Annotated in this window: 9 protein-coding genes; 7 read left to right on the top strand and 2 right to left on the bottom strand. The window is 72.1% G+C overall.

Translation table 11 applies throughout. The annotated features are described in order from the left end of the window. Position 1 precedes the first annotated feature (1 nt). Positions 2-1,768 carry an NAD(P)/FAD-dependent oxidoreductase gene (locus tag ACIBHX_RS45135; RefSeq protein WP_397074257.1) on the bottom strand — a complete coding sequence of 589 codons (1,767 nt, stop codon included), beginning with the start codon at positions 1,766-1,768 and terminating at the stop codon, positions 2-4. A gap of 162 nt (positions 1,769-1,930) precedes the next feature. Here ACIBHX_RS45135 and ACIBHX_RS45130 point away from each other — a divergent pair, with 162 nt between their 5' ends. The 7 genes from ACIBHX_RS45130 to ACIBHX_RS45100 all read left to right on the top strand — a co-directional run bounded on the left by ACIBHX_RS45130 (position 1,931) and on the right by ACIBHX_RS45100 (position 14,444). Next, a complete protein-coding gene (locus ACIBHX_RS45130; protein ID WP_397074255.1) occupies positions 1,931-3,133 on the top strand; it encodes an MFS transporter in 1,203 nt (400 codons plus the stop codon). 72 nt (positions 3,134-3,205) lie between these two features. Next, the gene (locus tag ACIBHX_RS45125) at positions 3,206-7,522 is read left to right on the top strand and encodes a type I polyketide synthase (protein ID WP_397074254.1); all 4,317 of its coding nucleotides are present in this window, start codon (positions 3,206-3,208) and stop codon (positions 7,520-7,522) included. Between the two features lie 38 nt (positions 7,523-7,560). Further along, positions 7,561-10,230: an aldehyde dehydrogenase family protein gene (locus ACIBHX_RS45120; protein WP_397074253.1), complete on the top strand. Its 2,670-nt coding sequence runs from the start codon at positions 7,561-7,563 to the stop codon at positions 10,228-10,230. Beyond that, positions 10,227-11,939 carry a thiamine pyrophosphate-binding protein gene (locus ACIBHX_RS45115; RefSeq protein WP_397074252.1) on the top strand — a complete coding sequence of 571 codons (1,713 nt, stop codon included), beginning with the start codon at positions 10,227-10,229 and terminating at the stop codon, positions 11,937-11,939. The genes ACIBHX_RS45120 and ACIBHX_RS45115 overlap by 4 nt, the downstream gene beginning before the upstream one ends. Next, positions 11,936-13,183, top strand: a complete 1,248-nt coding sequence (fabF, locus tag ACIBHX_RS45110; protein ID WP_397074251.1) for a beta-ketoacyl-ACP synthase II — start codon at positions 11,936-11,938, stop codon at positions 13,181-13,183. Before ACIBHX_RS45115 ends, fabF begins: the two co-directional genes overlap by 4 nt. 31 nt (positions 13,184-13,214) lie before the next feature. Further along, positions 13,215-13,469 (top strand): acyl carrier protein, encoded by a 255-nt coding sequence (locus ACIBHX_RS45105; protein WP_397074249.1) that lies wholly within the window; start codon positions 13,215-13,217, stop codon positions 13,467-13,469. A gap of 51 nt (positions 13,470-13,520) precedes the next feature. Continuing rightward, positions 13,521-14,444, top strand: a complete 924-nt coding sequence (locus tag ACIBHX_RS45100; protein WP_397074248.1) for an acyl-ACP desaturase — start codon at positions 13,521-13,523, stop codon at positions 14,442-14,444. Here the strand turns inward: ACIBHX_RS45100 and ACIBHX_RS45095 are convergent. Then, positions 14,431-17,106, bottom strand: coding sequence for a LuxR C-terminal-related transcriptional regulator (locus ACIBHX_RS45095; RefSeq protein ID WP_397074246.1), 2,676 nt, complete (start codon positions 17,104-17,106; stop codon positions 14,431-14,433). The two genes, ACIBHX_RS45100 and ACIBHX_RS45095, sit on opposite strands and share 14 nt — an antisense overlap. Positions 17,107-17,184: the final 78 nt, after the last annotated feature.

Below are 17,184 nucleotides of genomic sequence, written 5' to 3'. Positions count from 1 at the left end.
GTCAGCTCCCGGCGGGCGCGACGGTGACGACGCCGGTCCGCCACAGCAGCTTGATCAGGTGCAACTGGAGCTCGGTGAGCTCCTCCCGCAGCTGCCGGTACGGCACGCCGCCCCCGGACAGGGCGTCCCAGACGACCTTGCCACCGTCGACCTCGTCGAAGCTGCGCACCTCGACCCCGGAGGCCGCGCCCTCGACCGCGTAGCGGTGGCACGGCAGCGGGGTGGACAGCGGCGACACCACGGCGTCGCCGTTGGCGACCGGGTCCGCCCAGTAGGCGGTGAGCGCGGCGTGCTCCTCCTCCGTCAGCTGGAACGGCGGCGGGGGCGGGAAGCCCTTGAAGCCGGGGATGTCCAGCCCGAGACTCTTGCGGACGGTGGCGCCCTGGGTCAGGCTGACGAGGTCGTCGTCGCCGATCAGGCCGGGGTCGGCCATGCCGTACGCCTTCATGTAGGGGCCCTCGGCGTCGAGGTCGGCCTGGGTGCCGCCCTCGCCGGTCATGTGGCGCAGCACGTCGGGCTCCATCGTGGTGCTGAGCAGGATCTGGAAGGTCTGCTCGCGGAAGTTGCCCGCCACGTCCTGGCCGCGGGTGCGCCAGTAGATGCTGTCCGGGTTGTTCTTGCCGATGGCGTGGTACCACTGGTCGATCGACAGCGAGAACGACTCGGCGATGCCGTGCCACTCCATGTCATAGTCGTGCCAGAGGTCGCGCTTGTGCTGCTCCTCGATGCTGTCGTCGAACGTGGCGGCCAGCACAGTCGCCGCGGACAGCCCGTGGTGCATGGCGAAGGCCACGCCCGAGGAGAACAGCGGGTCGACGAAGTAGGCGGCGTCGCCGACCAGGATCCAGCGCTCGTCGTAGTTGGCGAACTGGTCGTTGATCATGGAGTAGTTGGTCGCGGTCTGCATCTTGTCCGAGATCGGGGTGCCGTTCTTGGCCAGCTCGCCGATCAGCGGGATGTCCTTGATCGCATTGGTGAACTGCTCGATGTCGGTGAAGTCCTTGCCCTCCTCCTTGAGGATGGCCGGAATGGTGACGATGCCGACCGAGTGCGTCATGACGCGCTCGCCGTCGATGATCTTGGGGACCGGGATGTACCAGCACCACCCGTCGGAGAAGGCCGAGCAGGCGATGGGCGACAGCCGGTCGGGGTGGAAGATGTTCCACTCCTCGGGGATGTCGTAGGCGTGCTGGGCACCGGTGTAGTGCTGCCAGATGGCGATGTTCTTGTACCCCGACAGGAAGCTGCGCTTCTTCTTGGAGGCGATGCTGTTGCGCCGGCCCGAGGCGTCGACGAAGTAGCCGCAGCGGACCTTGAGCCCGTCGTTGAAGGTGACCTCGCAGCCGTCCTCCAGCCGCTCGAAGGCCGAGATCGTCATCTCCTCGAACGTGTGCGCGCCGCTCTCTCCCGCGTGCTTGAACAGCAGCTCGTCGAACTCGGAGCGGTTGACGTGGGAGGCCCAGCGGTGAACGCCGTCCCTGACGTAGGACTCGTGGTCGAAGAAGCCCAGGCTCGGCTCCTCGCTCCAGCGGAAGATGCCGCCGAACTTCTGGACCTTGAAGTCGCTGGACATGACCTTGTCCAGGGCCCCGATCTCCTCCAGAGCCGGCGTGGTCGGGTGGGCGAGCGATTCACCGATGTGCTCGCGGGGGTGCTTCGCCTTGTCGAAGATCGCGACGCTCAGATTCGTGGTCCGCGCCAGTTTCGCCGCGAGGGTGGAACCGGCAGGCCCACCGCCCATGATGACGACGTCGTAATAGTCTCGCACCGCTTCTTTCATTCGCTTTCCTCTTCTCCGTGCGTGGGGGGCGGAGGGGCGAGGTCCGCCGGTGCAACAATGGCATCGGCGGCGTTCTGAGGGACCGAGGAGATTACCGAAGTCATTTGCTTCGGTCTTATTAGCGGCGGTCACGACGTGCACTGTTGTGGCGTGGCTGACAATGATTTCAAGGCGCTGTTGGGCCCGCCCGAGGCCCGCTGGTTCGTCCTGGCGGGGTTCGTCGGCCGGCTCCAGATGGCGATGCTCGGCATCGCCACCATCCTGCTGGTCACCTCGGCGACCGGCTCCTACGCGCTGGCGGGCGCGGTCGGAGGCACGATCCTGGTCTCGCAGGCCGTCGCCGCGCCGCGGGTGGGCCGCCTGGGCGACCGCCTGGGCCAGGGCCGCGTGCTGCGGCCGGTGCTGCTGCTGCACGCGCTCGGGCTGGCCGGGATCATGGGCGGCGTGGTGAGCGGCCTGCTGTGGCTGCTGTTCCCCGCCGCCGTGCTCGCCGGCGTGGCCTTCCCGCCGCTCGGGCCGATGGTCCGAGCCCGCTGGACGGCCCGGGTGGGCGGGACCCCGCTGCTCAAGGCGGCCTTCGCGATCGAGAGCGCCGTCGACGAGGTTGTCTACATCATCGGCCCGGTGATCGCGACCACGGTCGCGGCGGCCGTGAGCCCGTGGATCGGCTACGTCGCCTGCATGGCGCTCACGCTGGCGGGCGGGCTGTCCTATGCCGCGATGCGCCGCACCGAGCCGCCGCCGATGCCCGTCACCAGGTCGGGGCCGTCGCTGCTGCGCATCCCCGAACTGCGCGTGACGCTGCTCTTCGCACTCGTGCTCGGCGTCGTGCTCGGCTCAAGCGAGATCGCCATGGTCGGGTTCGCCGAGGACCAGGGCGCCATCGTGCTGGCCGGGCCGCTGGTCGGCGCGATGTCCGTGGGCAGCCTGCTGACCGGCGTCTGGTACGGCTCGCGCCGCTGGACCTCCTCGCTGTCGCGCAGGTTCGCGACCTTCGCCGCGTGTCTGGCTACCGGGCTGCTCCCGCTGACGCTGGCCACCGGCGTGCCCGCGATGGCCGCGGCCTCCTTCGTCGCCGGCGCCGCCCTCGCCCCCACGCTCATCGTCGTCTACGAGCTCGTCGAGTCCGTCGTGCCCGGCGAGCGCAGCAACGAGGGCTTCGCCTGGGTGCAGAGCGCGCTGGTCATCGGCCTGGCCGCCGGCGTCCAGCTGGCCGGACAGGTGACCGACGCCCTCGGCGGGCACCTCGCCTTCCGCGTCACGGCGGGCGCCGGCGCCGTCGCCCTGGTCACCGCGCTGCTCTCCGTCCGCCTGACCAGGCGCGTACGGCCCGCAGCCGAAGTTCTTCGGTGATTCCCTCGGTAGAAATCCAGCGCGCCGGTGCGATCCTCAATTTCAGCTTCGAATGCGCGAGGTAGGGACACGATGCGTGATATCGCAATAGTCGGCATGGGATGCCGTTTCCCCGGCGCCGGAAATCTGAATGAATATCTCCGGATGCTGCTGGACGGCGAACGCCATTTCCACGCGGTTCCTGCACAACGGTGGGAGCACGGGCGTTTCTTCGACGCCGCCGAGGGGCGGGCACCGCGCAAGGCCTACACGGACCAGGTGGCCTACCTTCCGGAGGTCGACCGGTTCGACGCCGCCCACTTCCGGATGCCGCCGCGCCGGGTGCGCACGATGGACCCGCAGCAGCGGCTGATCCTGGAGGTGGCCCGCGAGGCCGTCCAGGACGCGGGCTGGGAGCGGCGCCCCTTCGACCGGTGCAACACCGGCGTGTATCTCGCCATGAGCACCGCGGACTTCATGTACCTGACGCCCGACCCCATGGACATGGAGCCGTGGTCGATCCCGGGCGAGCAGCTCAACATGGCCGCCACGAACGTGAGCCAGTTCTACGACCTGAGCGGACCCAGCTTCACCGTCGACTCCTCCTGCTCCTCGGGGCTGGTGGCGCTGCACGAGGCCGTGGTCGCGCTGCGGGCCGGGGTCTGCGCCGAGGCGATCGTCGGCGGCGCCTACATCAACCTGATCCCGCACAGCCTGATCGGCTTCTCCAAGGTCGGCGCTGTCTCCCGCGCCGGGGTGTGCAGGCCGTTCGACCGCCGCGCCGACGGTTTCGTGCTCGGTGAGGGCGTCGGCGTGGTGGTGCTGCGCCCGCTGGAGGCCGCGCTGGCCGCCGGCGACCGCGTCTACGCCGTGATCAAGGGGATCGGCTGCTCCAACGACGGCGCGACCGACGGGCCGATGACCCCGCGTACCGAGGGGCAGCGGCTGTCGCTGCGCCGCGCCTACGACGACGCCGGCGTCGAGCCCGGCTCGATCGGTTTCGTGGAGGCGCACGGCACGGCGACCACCGTCGGCGACCGGGTGGAGCTGGAGTCGCTGCGGTACGTGCGCCGCGAGTCCGGCGCCGAGCCCGGGCCGGCCTACCTGGGCTCGGTCAAGGCGCTGATCGGCCACTCGCTGACCGCCTCCGGCATGGCCTCCCTGATCAAGACGACGCTGGCGCTGCACCACGGCGTCATCCCGCGCCAGCCGGAGACCGAGGTGAACCCGGAGTCCGACCCGGCGATGGCCGGGCTGGTGATCCCTCAGGAGAACGTCCCGTGGCCGCGTGCCGGGGAGACCCGGCGGGCCGGGATCAACTCCTTCGCCTTCGGCGGCACGAACGTGCACGTGGTGATGGAGGAGGCGCCCGCCGCGCAGGAGTGCGCCGAGGACGGCCTGCCGTACCTGTTCCTGTTCTCGGGGGCGACGGTGGAGCTGCTGGCCGAGCACGTCGAGCGGTTCGCCGTCGAGCCGGGCACGCCGCTGGCGGCGGTCGCCAGGACGCTGGCCGAGCGGGAGCCGCTCAAGGCGCGGCTCGCGGTGGTCGCGGCCGGGCACGAGGAGCTGGTCACCCGGTTGCGGGCCGCGGCGGACGCGCTGAAGGCAGGCCGCACCGGCCCGATCGGCGAGGGACTGTACGCCGCCGCGCAGCCGCTGGACTCGCCGCAGGTCGCCTTCCTGTTCCCCGGCCAGGGCAGCCAGCGGCCGCGACTGCTGGCCGACCTGTTCGCGCGCTACCCCGCCTTCCGCGAGGCCGCGACCGCGCTGGACGCCGTCAGCGGCGTCGGCGTCCTGGACGCCGTCTACGGCGAGGACGCCGACACCGAGGCGGGACGCGAGCGCATGAAGGGCACCGACGTGTGCCAGCCCCTGCTCGGGGTGCTCGGGCTGGCCGCCGGCCGGCTCCTCGGCGCCTGCGGCGTCGTCCCCGCGGTGACGCTCGGCCACAGCGTGGGCGAGTTCACCGCCGCGGCCCTGGCAGGGGCCATGGACGATGCGGAAGCGGTCCGGCTGATGGCGGGACGCGGCGCCGTCATGCGCCGGGCCGAGGAGGGCGGCAGCGGCGGCATGCTCGTCGTCCAGGCCTCCCCCGAGACCGTGGCCGGTCTGGCCCACGGGATCGAGGGCGTCTGGCCCGCCTGCTACAACACCCCGAAGCAGACCGTGGTCGCCGGGGAGCAGGCGGGGCTGTCCACTCTCGCCGAGCGGTGCGCGGGAGCCAAGGTCGGCGCCGTGCCGCTGGCGGTGTCCAACGCCTTCCACACGCCGCTGCTGGAGGGCATCCGCGCGGAGATCCGCGCCGACCTGGAGCGGCGCGAGATCGGGCGGCCCGCCGCCGGATACGTCTCCTGCATGAGCGGCGGTCCCGTCGAGGACCCGGCGCGGCTGCGCGAGCTCTGGGAGGGGCACGCCTCCTCGCCGGTGCGCTTCGCCGAGGCCGCGCTGGCCGCCTACGAGCTGGGCGCGCGGGTGTTCGTGCAGGTCTGCGGCGGGCGGTCGCTGCTGGCCATGGTCAAGCGCACGCTCGGCGACCGGCAGGACGCGGTCTACGTGGCGATGTCGGGCGAGCAGGCCGACGACGCCCGGTCGTTCCTGGCCGGGCTCGGGCAGCTGGCCGTGCTCGGGCTGCCGGTCACGCTGCCCGGCACCGGGCAGTCCCCGGGACTGGTGAGCCTGCCGCCGTCACCGCTGCTCCGCAGGGTGCACGCCCTTCCCCCCTTCCCCATGCCGGCGGAGTCCCAGAAAGCGGTCACCGCGGCTGCCGAGCCGTACCAAGCGCAGGAGAGCAACGTGAGCGACATCGTCAGCCTGTTCCGGGAGCAGATCGCACTGCTGCGCTCGGCCGGAGCCGCGATCCCCGCGACCGCACCGCCCGCACCGGAACCGGTGCCCGTGCCCGTGCCGGCGGCCGCGGCCAGGCCCGTGACCCCGCCGGCCGTGGACCGCGTACGGCAGGTCGTGCACGAGCACATCGCCAGGATCGGCGCCTTCCCCGCCGAACAGCTCAGCGGCCCGACGCTGCTGGTCGACGAGCTCGGCTTCGACTCGCTCATGGTCACCGAACTGCGGATCTCCCTGCAGAAGGTGTGGCCCGAGCTGACCAGCCTGCCCAAGCGGCCCAGCATCGACGAGGTCGTCGCCGCGGTCTCCGCCTCCCAGGGCATCACGGTCGCGGTCCCGGCCGCGCCCGAGGCGCCGAAGCGCCGGGTCGCCATGCAGACCACCCCGGGGACCTGGCCCGAGGTGATCGAGCACCGCGAGTTCATGGCGGGCATCGAGCGCAACCCCTACTTCATCGACCACCAGGCCAACATCCGCGACACCACGGTCGTGGACGGCAAGCAGCTCATCAGCTTCTCCAGCTACAACTACCTCGGCCTGTCCGGGCACCCCAAGGTCAACGAGGCGGTGCGCGAGGCCGTGGAGAGGTACGGCACGTCCGTGTCGGCCAGCCGCTTCCTGTCCGGCAACCGCCCGGTCCACCACGAGCTGGAGGCCGAGCTGGCCACCCTGCTCGGCACCGAGGACGCGCTCGTCATGGTCAGCGGCCACGCCACCAACGTCTCGGTCATCGGCCACCTGGTCGGCCCCGACGACCTCATCGTGCACGACGAGCTCTCCCACGACAGCATCATGCAGGGCTGCAGGCTGTCGGGCGCCACCCGGCGCCCCTTCGCCCACAACGACCCGGCCGCGCTGGACGCCGTCCTGACCCGGCATCGCAAGCTGCACCGCCGCGCACTGGTCGTCATCGAGGGCGTCTACAGCATGGACGGCGACCTCGCCGACCTGCCGGCGATCATCGAGGTGAAGAACAGGCACGGCGCCGTCCTGCTCATCGACGAGGCGCACAGCCTCGGCACCGTCGGCAAGTCCGGCGGCGGCGTCGGCGACTTCTTCGGCGTCGACCGCTCCCAGGTCGAGCTCTGGTCCGGGACGCTGTCGAAGGCGGGCGCCAGCTGCGGCGGCTACGTGGCCGGCTCGGCGGAGCTCATCGACTACCTGAAGTACACCGTCCCCGGCTTCGTCTACAGCGTCGGCATGACTCCGTCCAACGCCGCCGCCGCGGTGGCCGCGCTGCGCGTCATGCGCGACGAGCCCGAACGGCTGGAGCGGCTGCGCGCCAACTCCGAGCTGTTCCTCAGGCTCGCCAAGGAGGCCGGCGTCAACACCGGCGTGAGCAAGGACTCCCCCGTCGTGCCGTGCATCGTCGGCGACAACGAGCAGTGCCTCACGCTGGCCAACCGGCTCTTCGACCGCGGTATCAGCGCCAACCCGATCCTCTACCCGGCGGTCCCGGAGGAGCTGGTCCGCCTGCGCTTCTTCGTCACCTCCGAGCACACCACGCAACAGATCGAGCACACCATCGACGTCCTTGCAGAAGAGCTGAAGGGGTTGGCGGGCTGACTGACCCCCGCGCACCCGTATCTGAATGGATTGAGACATTGGACTGGACCACCGGCAAAGTCATAACTCCCACCGCCGCCTACACCTCGATCGAGATCGAAGAGCTCGCCCTGGGCATGGCGGCGATCCTCGCCGAGAACGCGGTCACCCCCGGCTCCCGGGTGGTGGTCTGCGCCGACAACTCCGCGGAGCACATCGCGGCACTGCTGGCCCTGATGCATCTGGACGCCTCGATCGTGCTGATCGACCACCGCGAGACCGCGTCCGAGCGACGACGGATGGCCGCCCTCGCCGGGGCCCGGCTGATCATCGACGACGGCGACGAGGACGGGATCCCCCTGCACTCGCTCGCGGAGCAGAGCAGGCAGCGCGAGCCCAGCGCGGAGTTCCTGTCCTTCACCGCCTGGCACGCCCGCACCGACGCGCTCGTCACCTGGTCCTCCGGCTCGACCGGCTCCCCCAGGGGCGTGGTGCGCTCGGGCCGCAGCTTCCTCAACGACCTGCAGCGCACCCGCGACCGGATGGGCTACCGGCCCAACGACGTGCTGCTGCCGCTGCTGCCGTTCTCCCACTTCTACGGCCTGACGCTGGCCATCCTGCAGTGGACGGTCGGCTGCTCGCTGATCGTCGCGCCGCTTGAGCGCCTCGACATCGCCGTACGGCTGGCCGCCACCGAGGGCGCCACCGTGGTCGACGCCACCCCCGCCACCTATCACGCGCTGCACGCGATGAGCCAGCGCCGCCCGGTCACGGCACGCGACCTGAGCAGCGTGCGCATGTTCTGCTCCGGCGGCGCCCCGCTCCCGCCCACGCTGGCCGAGCGCTTCGCCCGCGCCTTCAACCGCCCGCTGCTCGACGGCTACGGCAGCAACGAGGCCGGCAACATCGCGCTGGCCGACCCGACCAACCCGCATGCCTGTGGCCGCCCGCTGACGGACGTGTGGGTGCGCATCGTGGGCCGCGACGGCGCCCAGGTCGCCATCGGCGAGGTGGGCGAGATCACGGTAACCTCACCCAGCCTGATGGAGGGCTACCTGGCCGCCGACGGCAGCGTCACGCCACTCGGCGAGGGCCCCTACGCCACCGACGACCTCGGCTACTGGACGCCCGACGGCAACCTCGTGGTGATCGGCCGCAAGCACGCCGTCCACCGCATGGGCCACAACCTGTACCTGGAGACGATCGAGCGCAAGGCCGAGTACTGCGGCCGGCCGGTGAAGGTCGTCGGAGTGGACGACGAACGGCAGGGCAGCCAGCTCGTCTTCTTCGTCGAGGACCCCAACGAAGCCGCCGCGTCGCACTGGCGCAGCGCCATCTGCTCGCTGCTGCCCTCCTACGAGCACCCGAACAAGGTCGTGGTCCTGCCCCGGCTGCCCGTCAACGGCACCGGCAAGGTGGACGCCAGGGAGCTGCGCAGGCTGGCCGAGCGCGCGGTGTACCGGCCCATCCGGCGGCGCCCGCCGATGGTTCACGAGGACGCGCCGCTGCCGGCCGACCTGGACCGGATCCCGTTCGCCGACAGGATCGCCGCGTTGCGGGCGGTGGCGCACTTCTTGCGCACCGACCCTGGGGCGATCATGAACGTGCTGGCGGAGATCTCGGACCACAAGTCGGTGGAGGGCGAGATCGAGGCGGCGATCCACACGCTGTCCGGCGCGATCGACGAGGTGATGCGCAACGCGCCGCCGCGCACGGACCGGATGGCCGTCTTCATGTCGTCCAACGTGCTGCTCACCTCCTACGTGCTGTACCTGCTCGTCCCCTCGCTCTACGTGGAGCGGATCACGGCCAGGCCGTCCAGCCAGGTGGCCGCGCAGACGCACCGCCTGCACGAGCTGCTGGCCCCGGTGCACGGCCTGCCGATCGAGATGACCTCGCTGAGCCAGCGCAGGTTCAAGGAGGGCCCGGTCGCCGAGGCGGACGTGGTCGTCTTCACGGGCACCTACCAGAACGCCGAGGCGATCAGGGCGGAGCTCGGCCCCGACCAGATCTTCCTGCTCTTCGGCCAGGGCGCGAACCCCTTCGTCGTCGCCCCCGGCGCCGATCTCGACCTGGCGACCGAGGACGCCCTGCGGATCCGGATGCTGAACTCCGGCCAGGACTGCTTCGGCCCCGACGTGTTCTTCGTCCAGGAGAACGACGTGCCGCGCTTCGTGGAAGCGCTGCTCAAGCGCCTGTCGACGCTGATGTTCGGCGACTACGACGACCCCGAGGCCGACTACGGCCCCATGTGCTACACCGGTGCGATCGCCGACGCCGCCGAGTACCTGCAGGACAACAGCGCGCACATCATCTACGGCGGGCAGATCGACTTCCGCACCCGCCAGATCCAGCCGACGGTGCTGCTGCACGCGATGCGGGACAAGCAGGCCATGGCCGAGATCTTCTCCCCGCTGTTCAACATCGTCTCCTACACCGACCTGGCCCAGGTGCGCGAGCGCCTGACGACCGGCTACTACCAGGACAGGGCCATGGGCGCCATGGTGTACGGCGAGGCCCCCGAGCTGGTGGAGTTCCTCCGCAAGCGCCACATGGTGGCGGTCAACGAGACCCTGCTCGACATCGACGACGGCAACGCCCCCTTCGGCGGCTACGGCATCATGGCCAACTACGTCGCCATCGGCAGGAAGCGGATCGCCAAGCCGCTGCTGATCTCCCAGGTCGTCTCCGAGCACGCGGCGCGCCCGGAGACGGCGGGCGCGCGATGAGCGCCGTCACCTACCCCAGCGCCTGGCACGCGGCGATGGACTTCGCCGTGGCCCACGGGGTCGACACGGTGTTCGGGCTGCCCGACGACGACCTGGTGCCGCTGCGCGCGCTGGAGGGGACCGAGCTGCGCATGGTCCTGTGCCGCGACCAGCGGGCGGCGGCGTTCATGGCCGCCGGGCACGCGCTGGCGGCCGGCCGTACGGCACTGTGCGTCATCGGGAAGGGCCCGGCCGCCGCCAACGTCGTCGGCGGCCTGGTCGAGGCCCGCTGCTCCAGCGCGCCGATGGTGGTGCTCGCCTCGGGCACCGGGGCGAGGACGCGCGGCTCGGGGGCCTTCCAGGAGCTGGACCAGCTGGCCATGATCGCGCCGGTGGTCAAGTGGGCGCACCGGGTCGACCACCCCGACCGTGTGGTGCCGGCGATCGAGCGGGCGTTCCTGGTCGCGGCCAACGGCGCACCCGGGCCCGTCTACCTGGAGCTACCCGCCGACCTGCTGGACGTCGAGGTCGTCAGGGACCGTCCCTGGCGGCAGCCGCGCGCCCAGTACCCCACGCCCGACCTGGAGGCGCTGGCCGGCTCGCTGGTCGAGCTGCGCGCTGCCCGCCGTCCGATCGTCCTGGTCGGCGGCGGCATGCGGCACAGGAACGGCGGCGGCGAGGTGGAACGGCTGGCCGAGCGGCTCGGAGCGCCGATCTTCGCCACCGCCTCCGGGCGGGGCTGCGTCGACGAGACCCACCCGCTGTTCTGCGGGCTGGCCGGGCTGTACTGCGCCGAGGAGATGCTGCCGCTGTGGGCCGACGCCGACCTGGTGGTGGCGCTCGGCAGCAGGCTGGAGGAGACGGCCGTCTACCAGCCCGGGTTCGCCGCGCCGGGCGTCCCGGTCCTGCAGGTCAACCTGGAGCCGGTCGACATCTCGCACGAGCGGCCCGGGCACGCGGTCATCGGCGACGGGCTGGCCACCGTGCGGGCCTGGCTGCTCGACCTGCCCGAACGTGCCGCCCGCCCCGAGTTGCTCGAGCGGGCCGAGGAGCCCGCGCCGACGAGCGAGTGGGCGCAGCGCGCGACGGCGGCCAACCGTGCCGCCCTCGCGCGGGTCGACGCCGAGCGGGAGCGGGTGGCGGAGCTGCCCGGCATCCACATCGCCGACCTGCTGCGGGTGCTGGACGAAGTGCTGCCCGAGCGGCGCGTGTTGGTGCAGGAGAACGGGCTGCAGGACATGTTCCCCTACTTCTACCCGCACTGGCGCGTCGCGGCGGCCGCCGGCTCGATCGTGCCGTCCGAGCAGACCAGCCTCGGGTTCGGCGCGATCGCCGCGGCCGGGGTGAAGCTGGCCGTACCCGGCAGCGCGGTGGTCGCCTTCGTCGGCGACGGCGCCTTCGGCAAGCTCGGCGCCGACCTGGAGGTGCTGGTCGAGCAGGAGCTGGGCGTCCTGTTCGTGGTCCTCGACAACGGCGGCTACGGCTGGCTGCAGGCCCAGCTCGACAAGGCGGGGCCCTCGAGCTACCACTTCGCCGGCCGGCCGCACGGCACCGCGGGCGACCGGCCCGGCGTCCACCACGCGGTGGTGGACGACAAGACCCGGCTGGACAAGGAGCTGCGCCAGGCCGCGGCGGCGTGCGCGGCCGGCCGCATCGCCGTCGTCGAGATCCCGGTACGGCTCGACGACGTGGCCGCCGACCTCACCGAGACCGAAGGAGAACACGCGTGAGAACCCAAAGACGCCGCGTGGTCATCACCGGCATGGGCGCCATCACGCCAGTCGGGCTGAACGTCCAGGACTTCTGGGATTCCCTGCTGGCCGGCCGCAGCGGCGTGGCGCCGATCGAGGCCTTCGACGCCTCGAACCTGCCCGTCAGGATCGCGGGCGAGGTGAAGGGATTCGACCCCACCGACTACCTGCCGCGCACCGTCAGCCGCCGGATCGACAAGTACGCGCAGTTCGCGGTCGCCGCGGCGGCGCAGGCCGTCGAGCACGCCAAGCTCGTCATCGACGACGCCAACACGCACCGCGTCGGCGTCCTGATCGGCTCCGGCTACGGCCCGACGGGGCTCGTCCAGTCGGGCACGCTCACGCTGGAGGGGCGCGGCTACCGCGGCCTCGCGCCGTGGCTGTCGGCGGCCACCTCGATCGACTGCGCCGCCGGCGAGGTCGCCTGCAAGCTGCACGCGACCGGGCCCTCCGGCGCGATCAGCACGGCCTGCGCCTCCGGCACCTCGGCCGTGGGCGAGGCGATGCGGATGATCCAGCGCGGCGACGTGGACGCGATGATCGCCGGCGGCGCCGACAACTCGGTGACCTCCTTCGACATCGGCTCCACCGCGATGTCGCGAGCGCTGTCGACGCGCAACGACGACCCGCGGCGGGCCAGCCGGCCGTTCGACAAGGGGCGGGACGGCTTCGTGATGGCGGCGGGCGCGGGCGCGCTCGTGCTGGAGGACGCCCGCAGCGCCGAACGGCGCGGCGCGGCGATCCTGGCCGAGGTCGTCGGCTACGGCGCCACCAGCGACGCCTACCACCCGACCGCGCCGCACCCCGAGGGGCTCGGCGCGCGGCGGGCCATGCAGCTCGCCCTGGACGACGCGGGCCTGCCCGCCTCGGCCGTGGACCACATCAACGCCCACGGCACCAGCACCACGCTCAACGACAGGACCGAGGCCGCCGCCATCCGCAGGGTGTTCGGCGACCACGCGCCGCGGATCCCGATCACCGGCGTCAAGTCGATGACCGGGCACACGATCGGCGCGGCCGGCGCGGTCGAGCTCGTCGCCACCGTGCAGACGCTGCTCACCGGCATCGTCCCGCCGACGATCAACTGCGACGACCCGGAGGACCCCGACCTCAACTTCGTTCCCCACCTGCCGCAGCGGCACGACGTCGCGGTGGCGATGAGCAACTCCTTCGGCTTCGCCGGACACAACGCGACCCTCGTGGTCCGGCGCTACGAGCAATGACTCCCTCCAACACCCACGCAAGGAGAAGGAAATGAGCAAGCAGGACATCCTGACCGAGTTCGCCGAGATCGTGCGCGAGGTCGTCGGCATCCCCGTGTCCGAGGTGCAGCCCGACGCGCACCTGCGCGACGACCTGGACATCGACTCGCTGTCGCTGGTCGAGATCATGGTCGCCGTCGAGGACAGGTTCGGCGTGGCCACCCCGGACGAGATCGCGGCCGACCTGGAGACCGTGGACGCCGTACTCAACCACATCGCGCAGTACCAGACCGCCGGCGTCGCCTGAGTCCGCCCGTGGGGGCCGGTCCGGCCCCCACGCCTCTGGAAGGAGCAAAGCGTGCAGGACGTGGACCTGCTGATGGAACTCGAGCCGGTCGTCGCCGAGAACATCAACCGCCACCTTCAGGTGGCGCGCGACTGGAATCCGCACGACTACGTGCCGTGGAGCCAGGGACGCGACTACGCCCTCCTCGGCGGCCAGGACTGGGAGCCCGGCGACAGCACCGTCGGACCGGCGGCGCGTGCCTCGCTGATCGTGAACCTGCTGACCGAGGACAACCTGCCCGCCTACCACCACAACCTGCTCACCGCCCTGGGCTCGGGCGGCGCGTGGGGCGAGTGGATCTACCGCTGGACCGCCGAGGAGGCCAGGCACGCGATGACGCTGCGGGACTACCTGGTGGTCACGCGCGCCGTCGACCCGGTCGACCTGGAGCAGCGGCGGATGGCGCTGATGGCGGCCGGGCCCGCCAACGAGCCCGTCGAGATGCTGCCCAACGTCGTCTACACCGCGCTGCAGGAGCTGGCGACCCGGCTCTCGCACCGCAACACCGGCACCGCCACCGGCTGCCAGATCGGCGAGCAGCTGCTGGCCCGGATCGCCGCAGACGAGAACCTGCACATGCTCTTCTACCGCAACCTCGTCGGGGCGGCGCTGGAACTGGCGCCCGACCGGACGATGCGGGCCATCGCCGACGTGGTGCGGGACTTCGAGATGCCGGGCACGGGGCAGCCCGGGTTCCGCCGCATGGCGGCCGAGATCGCCAACAGCGGCATCTACGACCTGCGGCTGCACCACGACCGGGTGCTCATGCCGATCCTGCGCCACTGGGGCGTCTTCGACCGCACGGGCCTCGGCCCCGAGGGCGAGGCGGCCCGCGCGGACCTGTCGGCCTTCCTGCACGTGCTCGACGCGCAGGCCAGCCGGTTCGTCGAGCGCCGCGAGGAGCGCGCGGCCAGGAAGGCGCTCAGCTCTCCCTGATCAGCTCGGCCCTGTTCGACACGCTGAGCTTGCGGTAGATGCTGGTCAGGTGGAGCTCGACGGTCCGCAGCGACACGTAGAGGATCCCGGCGATCTCCCGGTTCTTCTTCCCCTCCACCGCCAGCTCCGCGACCCGGCTCTCGGCCGGCGTCAACGCGTCCCACCCCGTCTGCGCCCGCCTGCGCGGGCGCGCTCCCAGCTTGAGGAGCGCGGCGAGAGCGTGGTCGCCCAGCGCTGTTCCCCCGCAGCGCTGGCCGAGGTCGAGAGCCCTGCGGAGCATCTCCCTGGCTTCCTCGCGCTGGTCGGTCTCGGCCAGCGCGGTGCCGAGGTCGCCGACGGTGTGCCCGAGCTCGAGCGTGGCCGCCGGCGCTTCCTCCAGGACCGCGACCGCCTGGCGCAGCAGCGCCACCCGCTCGGCGGGGTCGGTGGCCAGCACCGCCTGCGCGCGCAGGCTCCGCCCGACGGCGCGTTCCGTCGGCCACAGGTCGGCCGCCTGCCGCTGCTCCGCTGCCAGCCGTACGGCCTTGGCCCGCCTGCCCAGCGCGACCAGCGCCGTGACCGCGTCCACGTGCCACGAGCCGGCGGCCGGGTTGCGCACACCCCAGGTGGCCAGGCGCGCACCGCACTCCAGCAGGTCCGCCAGCCCGGCCCGACGCTGCCCGAGGGCGATCCGCAGCCTGCCTCTGGCGGCGAGCAGGTGGTTGTTGCGCCACTCGGCGGCCGGTTCGCCCGGCACCCGCGCCTGGCGCAGCAGCTCCTCGGCCTGCTCGTGCTCGCCCCGCTCGAGCAGCGCCTCGACCAGCGCCGCCAGGTGGTGGAAGACCACCGGCTCGGGCAGCCCGTCCTCCACGGCGGCGACCGCGGTACGAGCCGCCGCCTCGGCCTGCTCGACGTCTCCCGCGCGCAGCGCCACCTGGGAGCGCAGCACCGCCAGCTCTGGCACCTGTACGGCAGGCGCCCGCTGCTCAGCCTCCTGCAGATACCGCTCGACCGTGTCCAGCCGGTCGGCGTACACCAGCGGCAGCAGCGCGAAGCTCAGCACCAGCGCCCCGCTGTCGACCACCCCCTCCGCGGCCAGCGCCGCCTCGGCCGCCGCCCGGGCTCCGGCGGGATCCCGCCCGGCCCAGGCCAGCCGTACGGCCCTGGCGGCCAGCTCGCCGCCGGCGCCGTCCTGCTCGTCGGGGGCGGGGGCGGCGGACGGGGCGAGGGCGTGCAGGACCTGCCGGTAGCCGCGCAGCCGGGAGCCGAGCGCCGGGTTGGCCTGCGAGACGGGCTCGACGTGCTCGTCCAGGACGCCGATCGCGCCGGCCAGGTCGCCGAGCGCGGCGGTGGCCAGGGCCAGGTGCTGCCCGATCAGCGCGCGCTCGGCGGCGGTGCGGACGCCGGAACCGGCGTTGCGCAGGTACTTGATCGAGACGTGGTGGTCGTAGCCGCTGAGGGCGACGCCCAGCTGCAGCATGAGCCTGATCCGGTGCGCCGGTGACAGCGAGCTCTGGATGGCGCGCTGCGTGCAGGCGGTGGCCTGCTCCAGGTAGCCCAGCGCGGTGAGCCGTACGGCCACGTCGCACAGCAGGTCGGTGACCTCGGGCGAGGCGGTCGGGCCGACGGCGAGCAGGTGCCGCGCCGTCACCGGCGGGTCGGCCTCGCTCGCGGCAAGCAGCCGGGCGGCGCCCAGGTGGTAGCGGTTGCGCTCCTCGGCGCGCATGCAGCGGTAGAGGGCGACGCGGACGATCGGGTGGACGAAGGCGATGGTGGCTCCGGCGCGCAGCAGGCCGAGTTCTGTCAGGCCGAGCACGGTGTTGGCGACCTCGCCGTCCTCGATGCCGGACAGCTCCTTGACCAGCGAGTGGCGAGCGTCGGCGTCCAGCACGGCCAGGGTCTTGGCCACGGTCAGGGAGTGCGCCGAGTGCCTGGCCAGGCGGTCGGTGACGTAGCGGGCGATCCGCGGCGGCGCGAGCGCGGGCAGCTGCCCGGCGGCCTGATCGTCGGTGCCGATCCCCTCCTGGTTGAGCTGCCTGGCCAGCTCGACGAGGAAGCGCGGGTTGCCGCCGGTCAGGCGGCGGCACAGCGAGGCGAACTGCGGGCTGGGCCGGGTGCCGCACGACAGTTCCAGCAGCCGGGCCCCCTCGTCCTCGCCCAGCGGGTCCAGGGAGATCTCGACGTGGTTGACCGTGCTGCGCAGCTCGTCGTAGACCTCGCGCGAGGCGGGCCACTCCCCTACGGGAACAGAGACAACCAGCAGAACCGGCAGACCCGATAACCGGCGCGCCAGGTGGGCCAGCCAGCCGAGGGACTGCCCGTCGATGCGGTGCACGTCGTCCACGACGAGCACCAGCGGGCCCGTGCGCGTGATCTCACGGACGTGGTCGTACAGCGCTGCGAACACATCGTCACTCCCCGACTCCGAAGCGGCCGGCGGCCGGCGCAGGCCGAGCAGTTCCGCAGCCGCGCCGAACTCCGGCTGGCGGCGGCGGGCGCCGGAGGCGAACAGCGCGCTGACGCCCTCGCGCCGCGCGGTGGCGACCACGTGCCTGAGCAGAGCGGTCTTCCCCGTGCCCGCCCCGCCCTCCACGATGATCACGGTGGAGCGCCCGCGGACGGCGTCTCGGACGGCGCGGTCCACTATCCCGGTCTCGACCTTGCGGCCAAGCAGTTCTTGCATGGCCTCCCCCTTTCACACGGCCAGTATGGGCCGCGCCGATGGAAGACCGCTCAACGCCTTTTCAGCGGAATACTTCGG

The sequence above is a fragment of the Nonomuraea sp. NPDC050536 genome (genome assembly GCF_044457685.1).
Classification (GTDB): Bacteria; Actinomycetota; Actinomycetes; order Streptosporangiales; family Streptosporangiaceae; genus Nonomuraea.
The sequence above is the reverse complement of the archived record's forward strand: the minus strand, read 5'-3'. Positions and strand labels throughout refer to the sequence as shown.

What these genes read in the sequence shown, in the direction of transcription:
- ACIBHX_RS45125 (WP_397074254.1), top strand. Translation starts at nt 3,206, where the DNA reads ATGCGTGATATCGCAATAGTCGGCATGGGATGCCGTTTCCCCGGCGCC.
- ACIBHX_RS45105 (WP_397074249.1), top strand. Translation starts at nt 13,215, where the DNA reads ATGAGCAAGCAGGACATCCTGACCGAGTTCGCCGAGATCGTGCGCGAG.
- ACIBHX_RS45095 (WP_397074246.1), bottom strand. Translation starts at nt 17,106, where the DNA reads ATGCAAGAACTGCTTGGCCGCAAGGTCGAGACCGGGATAGTGGACCGC.
- ACIBHX_RS45115 (WP_397074252.1), top strand. Translation starts at nt 10,227, where the DNA reads ATGAGCGCCGTCACCTACCCCAGCGCCTGGCACGCGGCGATGGACTTC.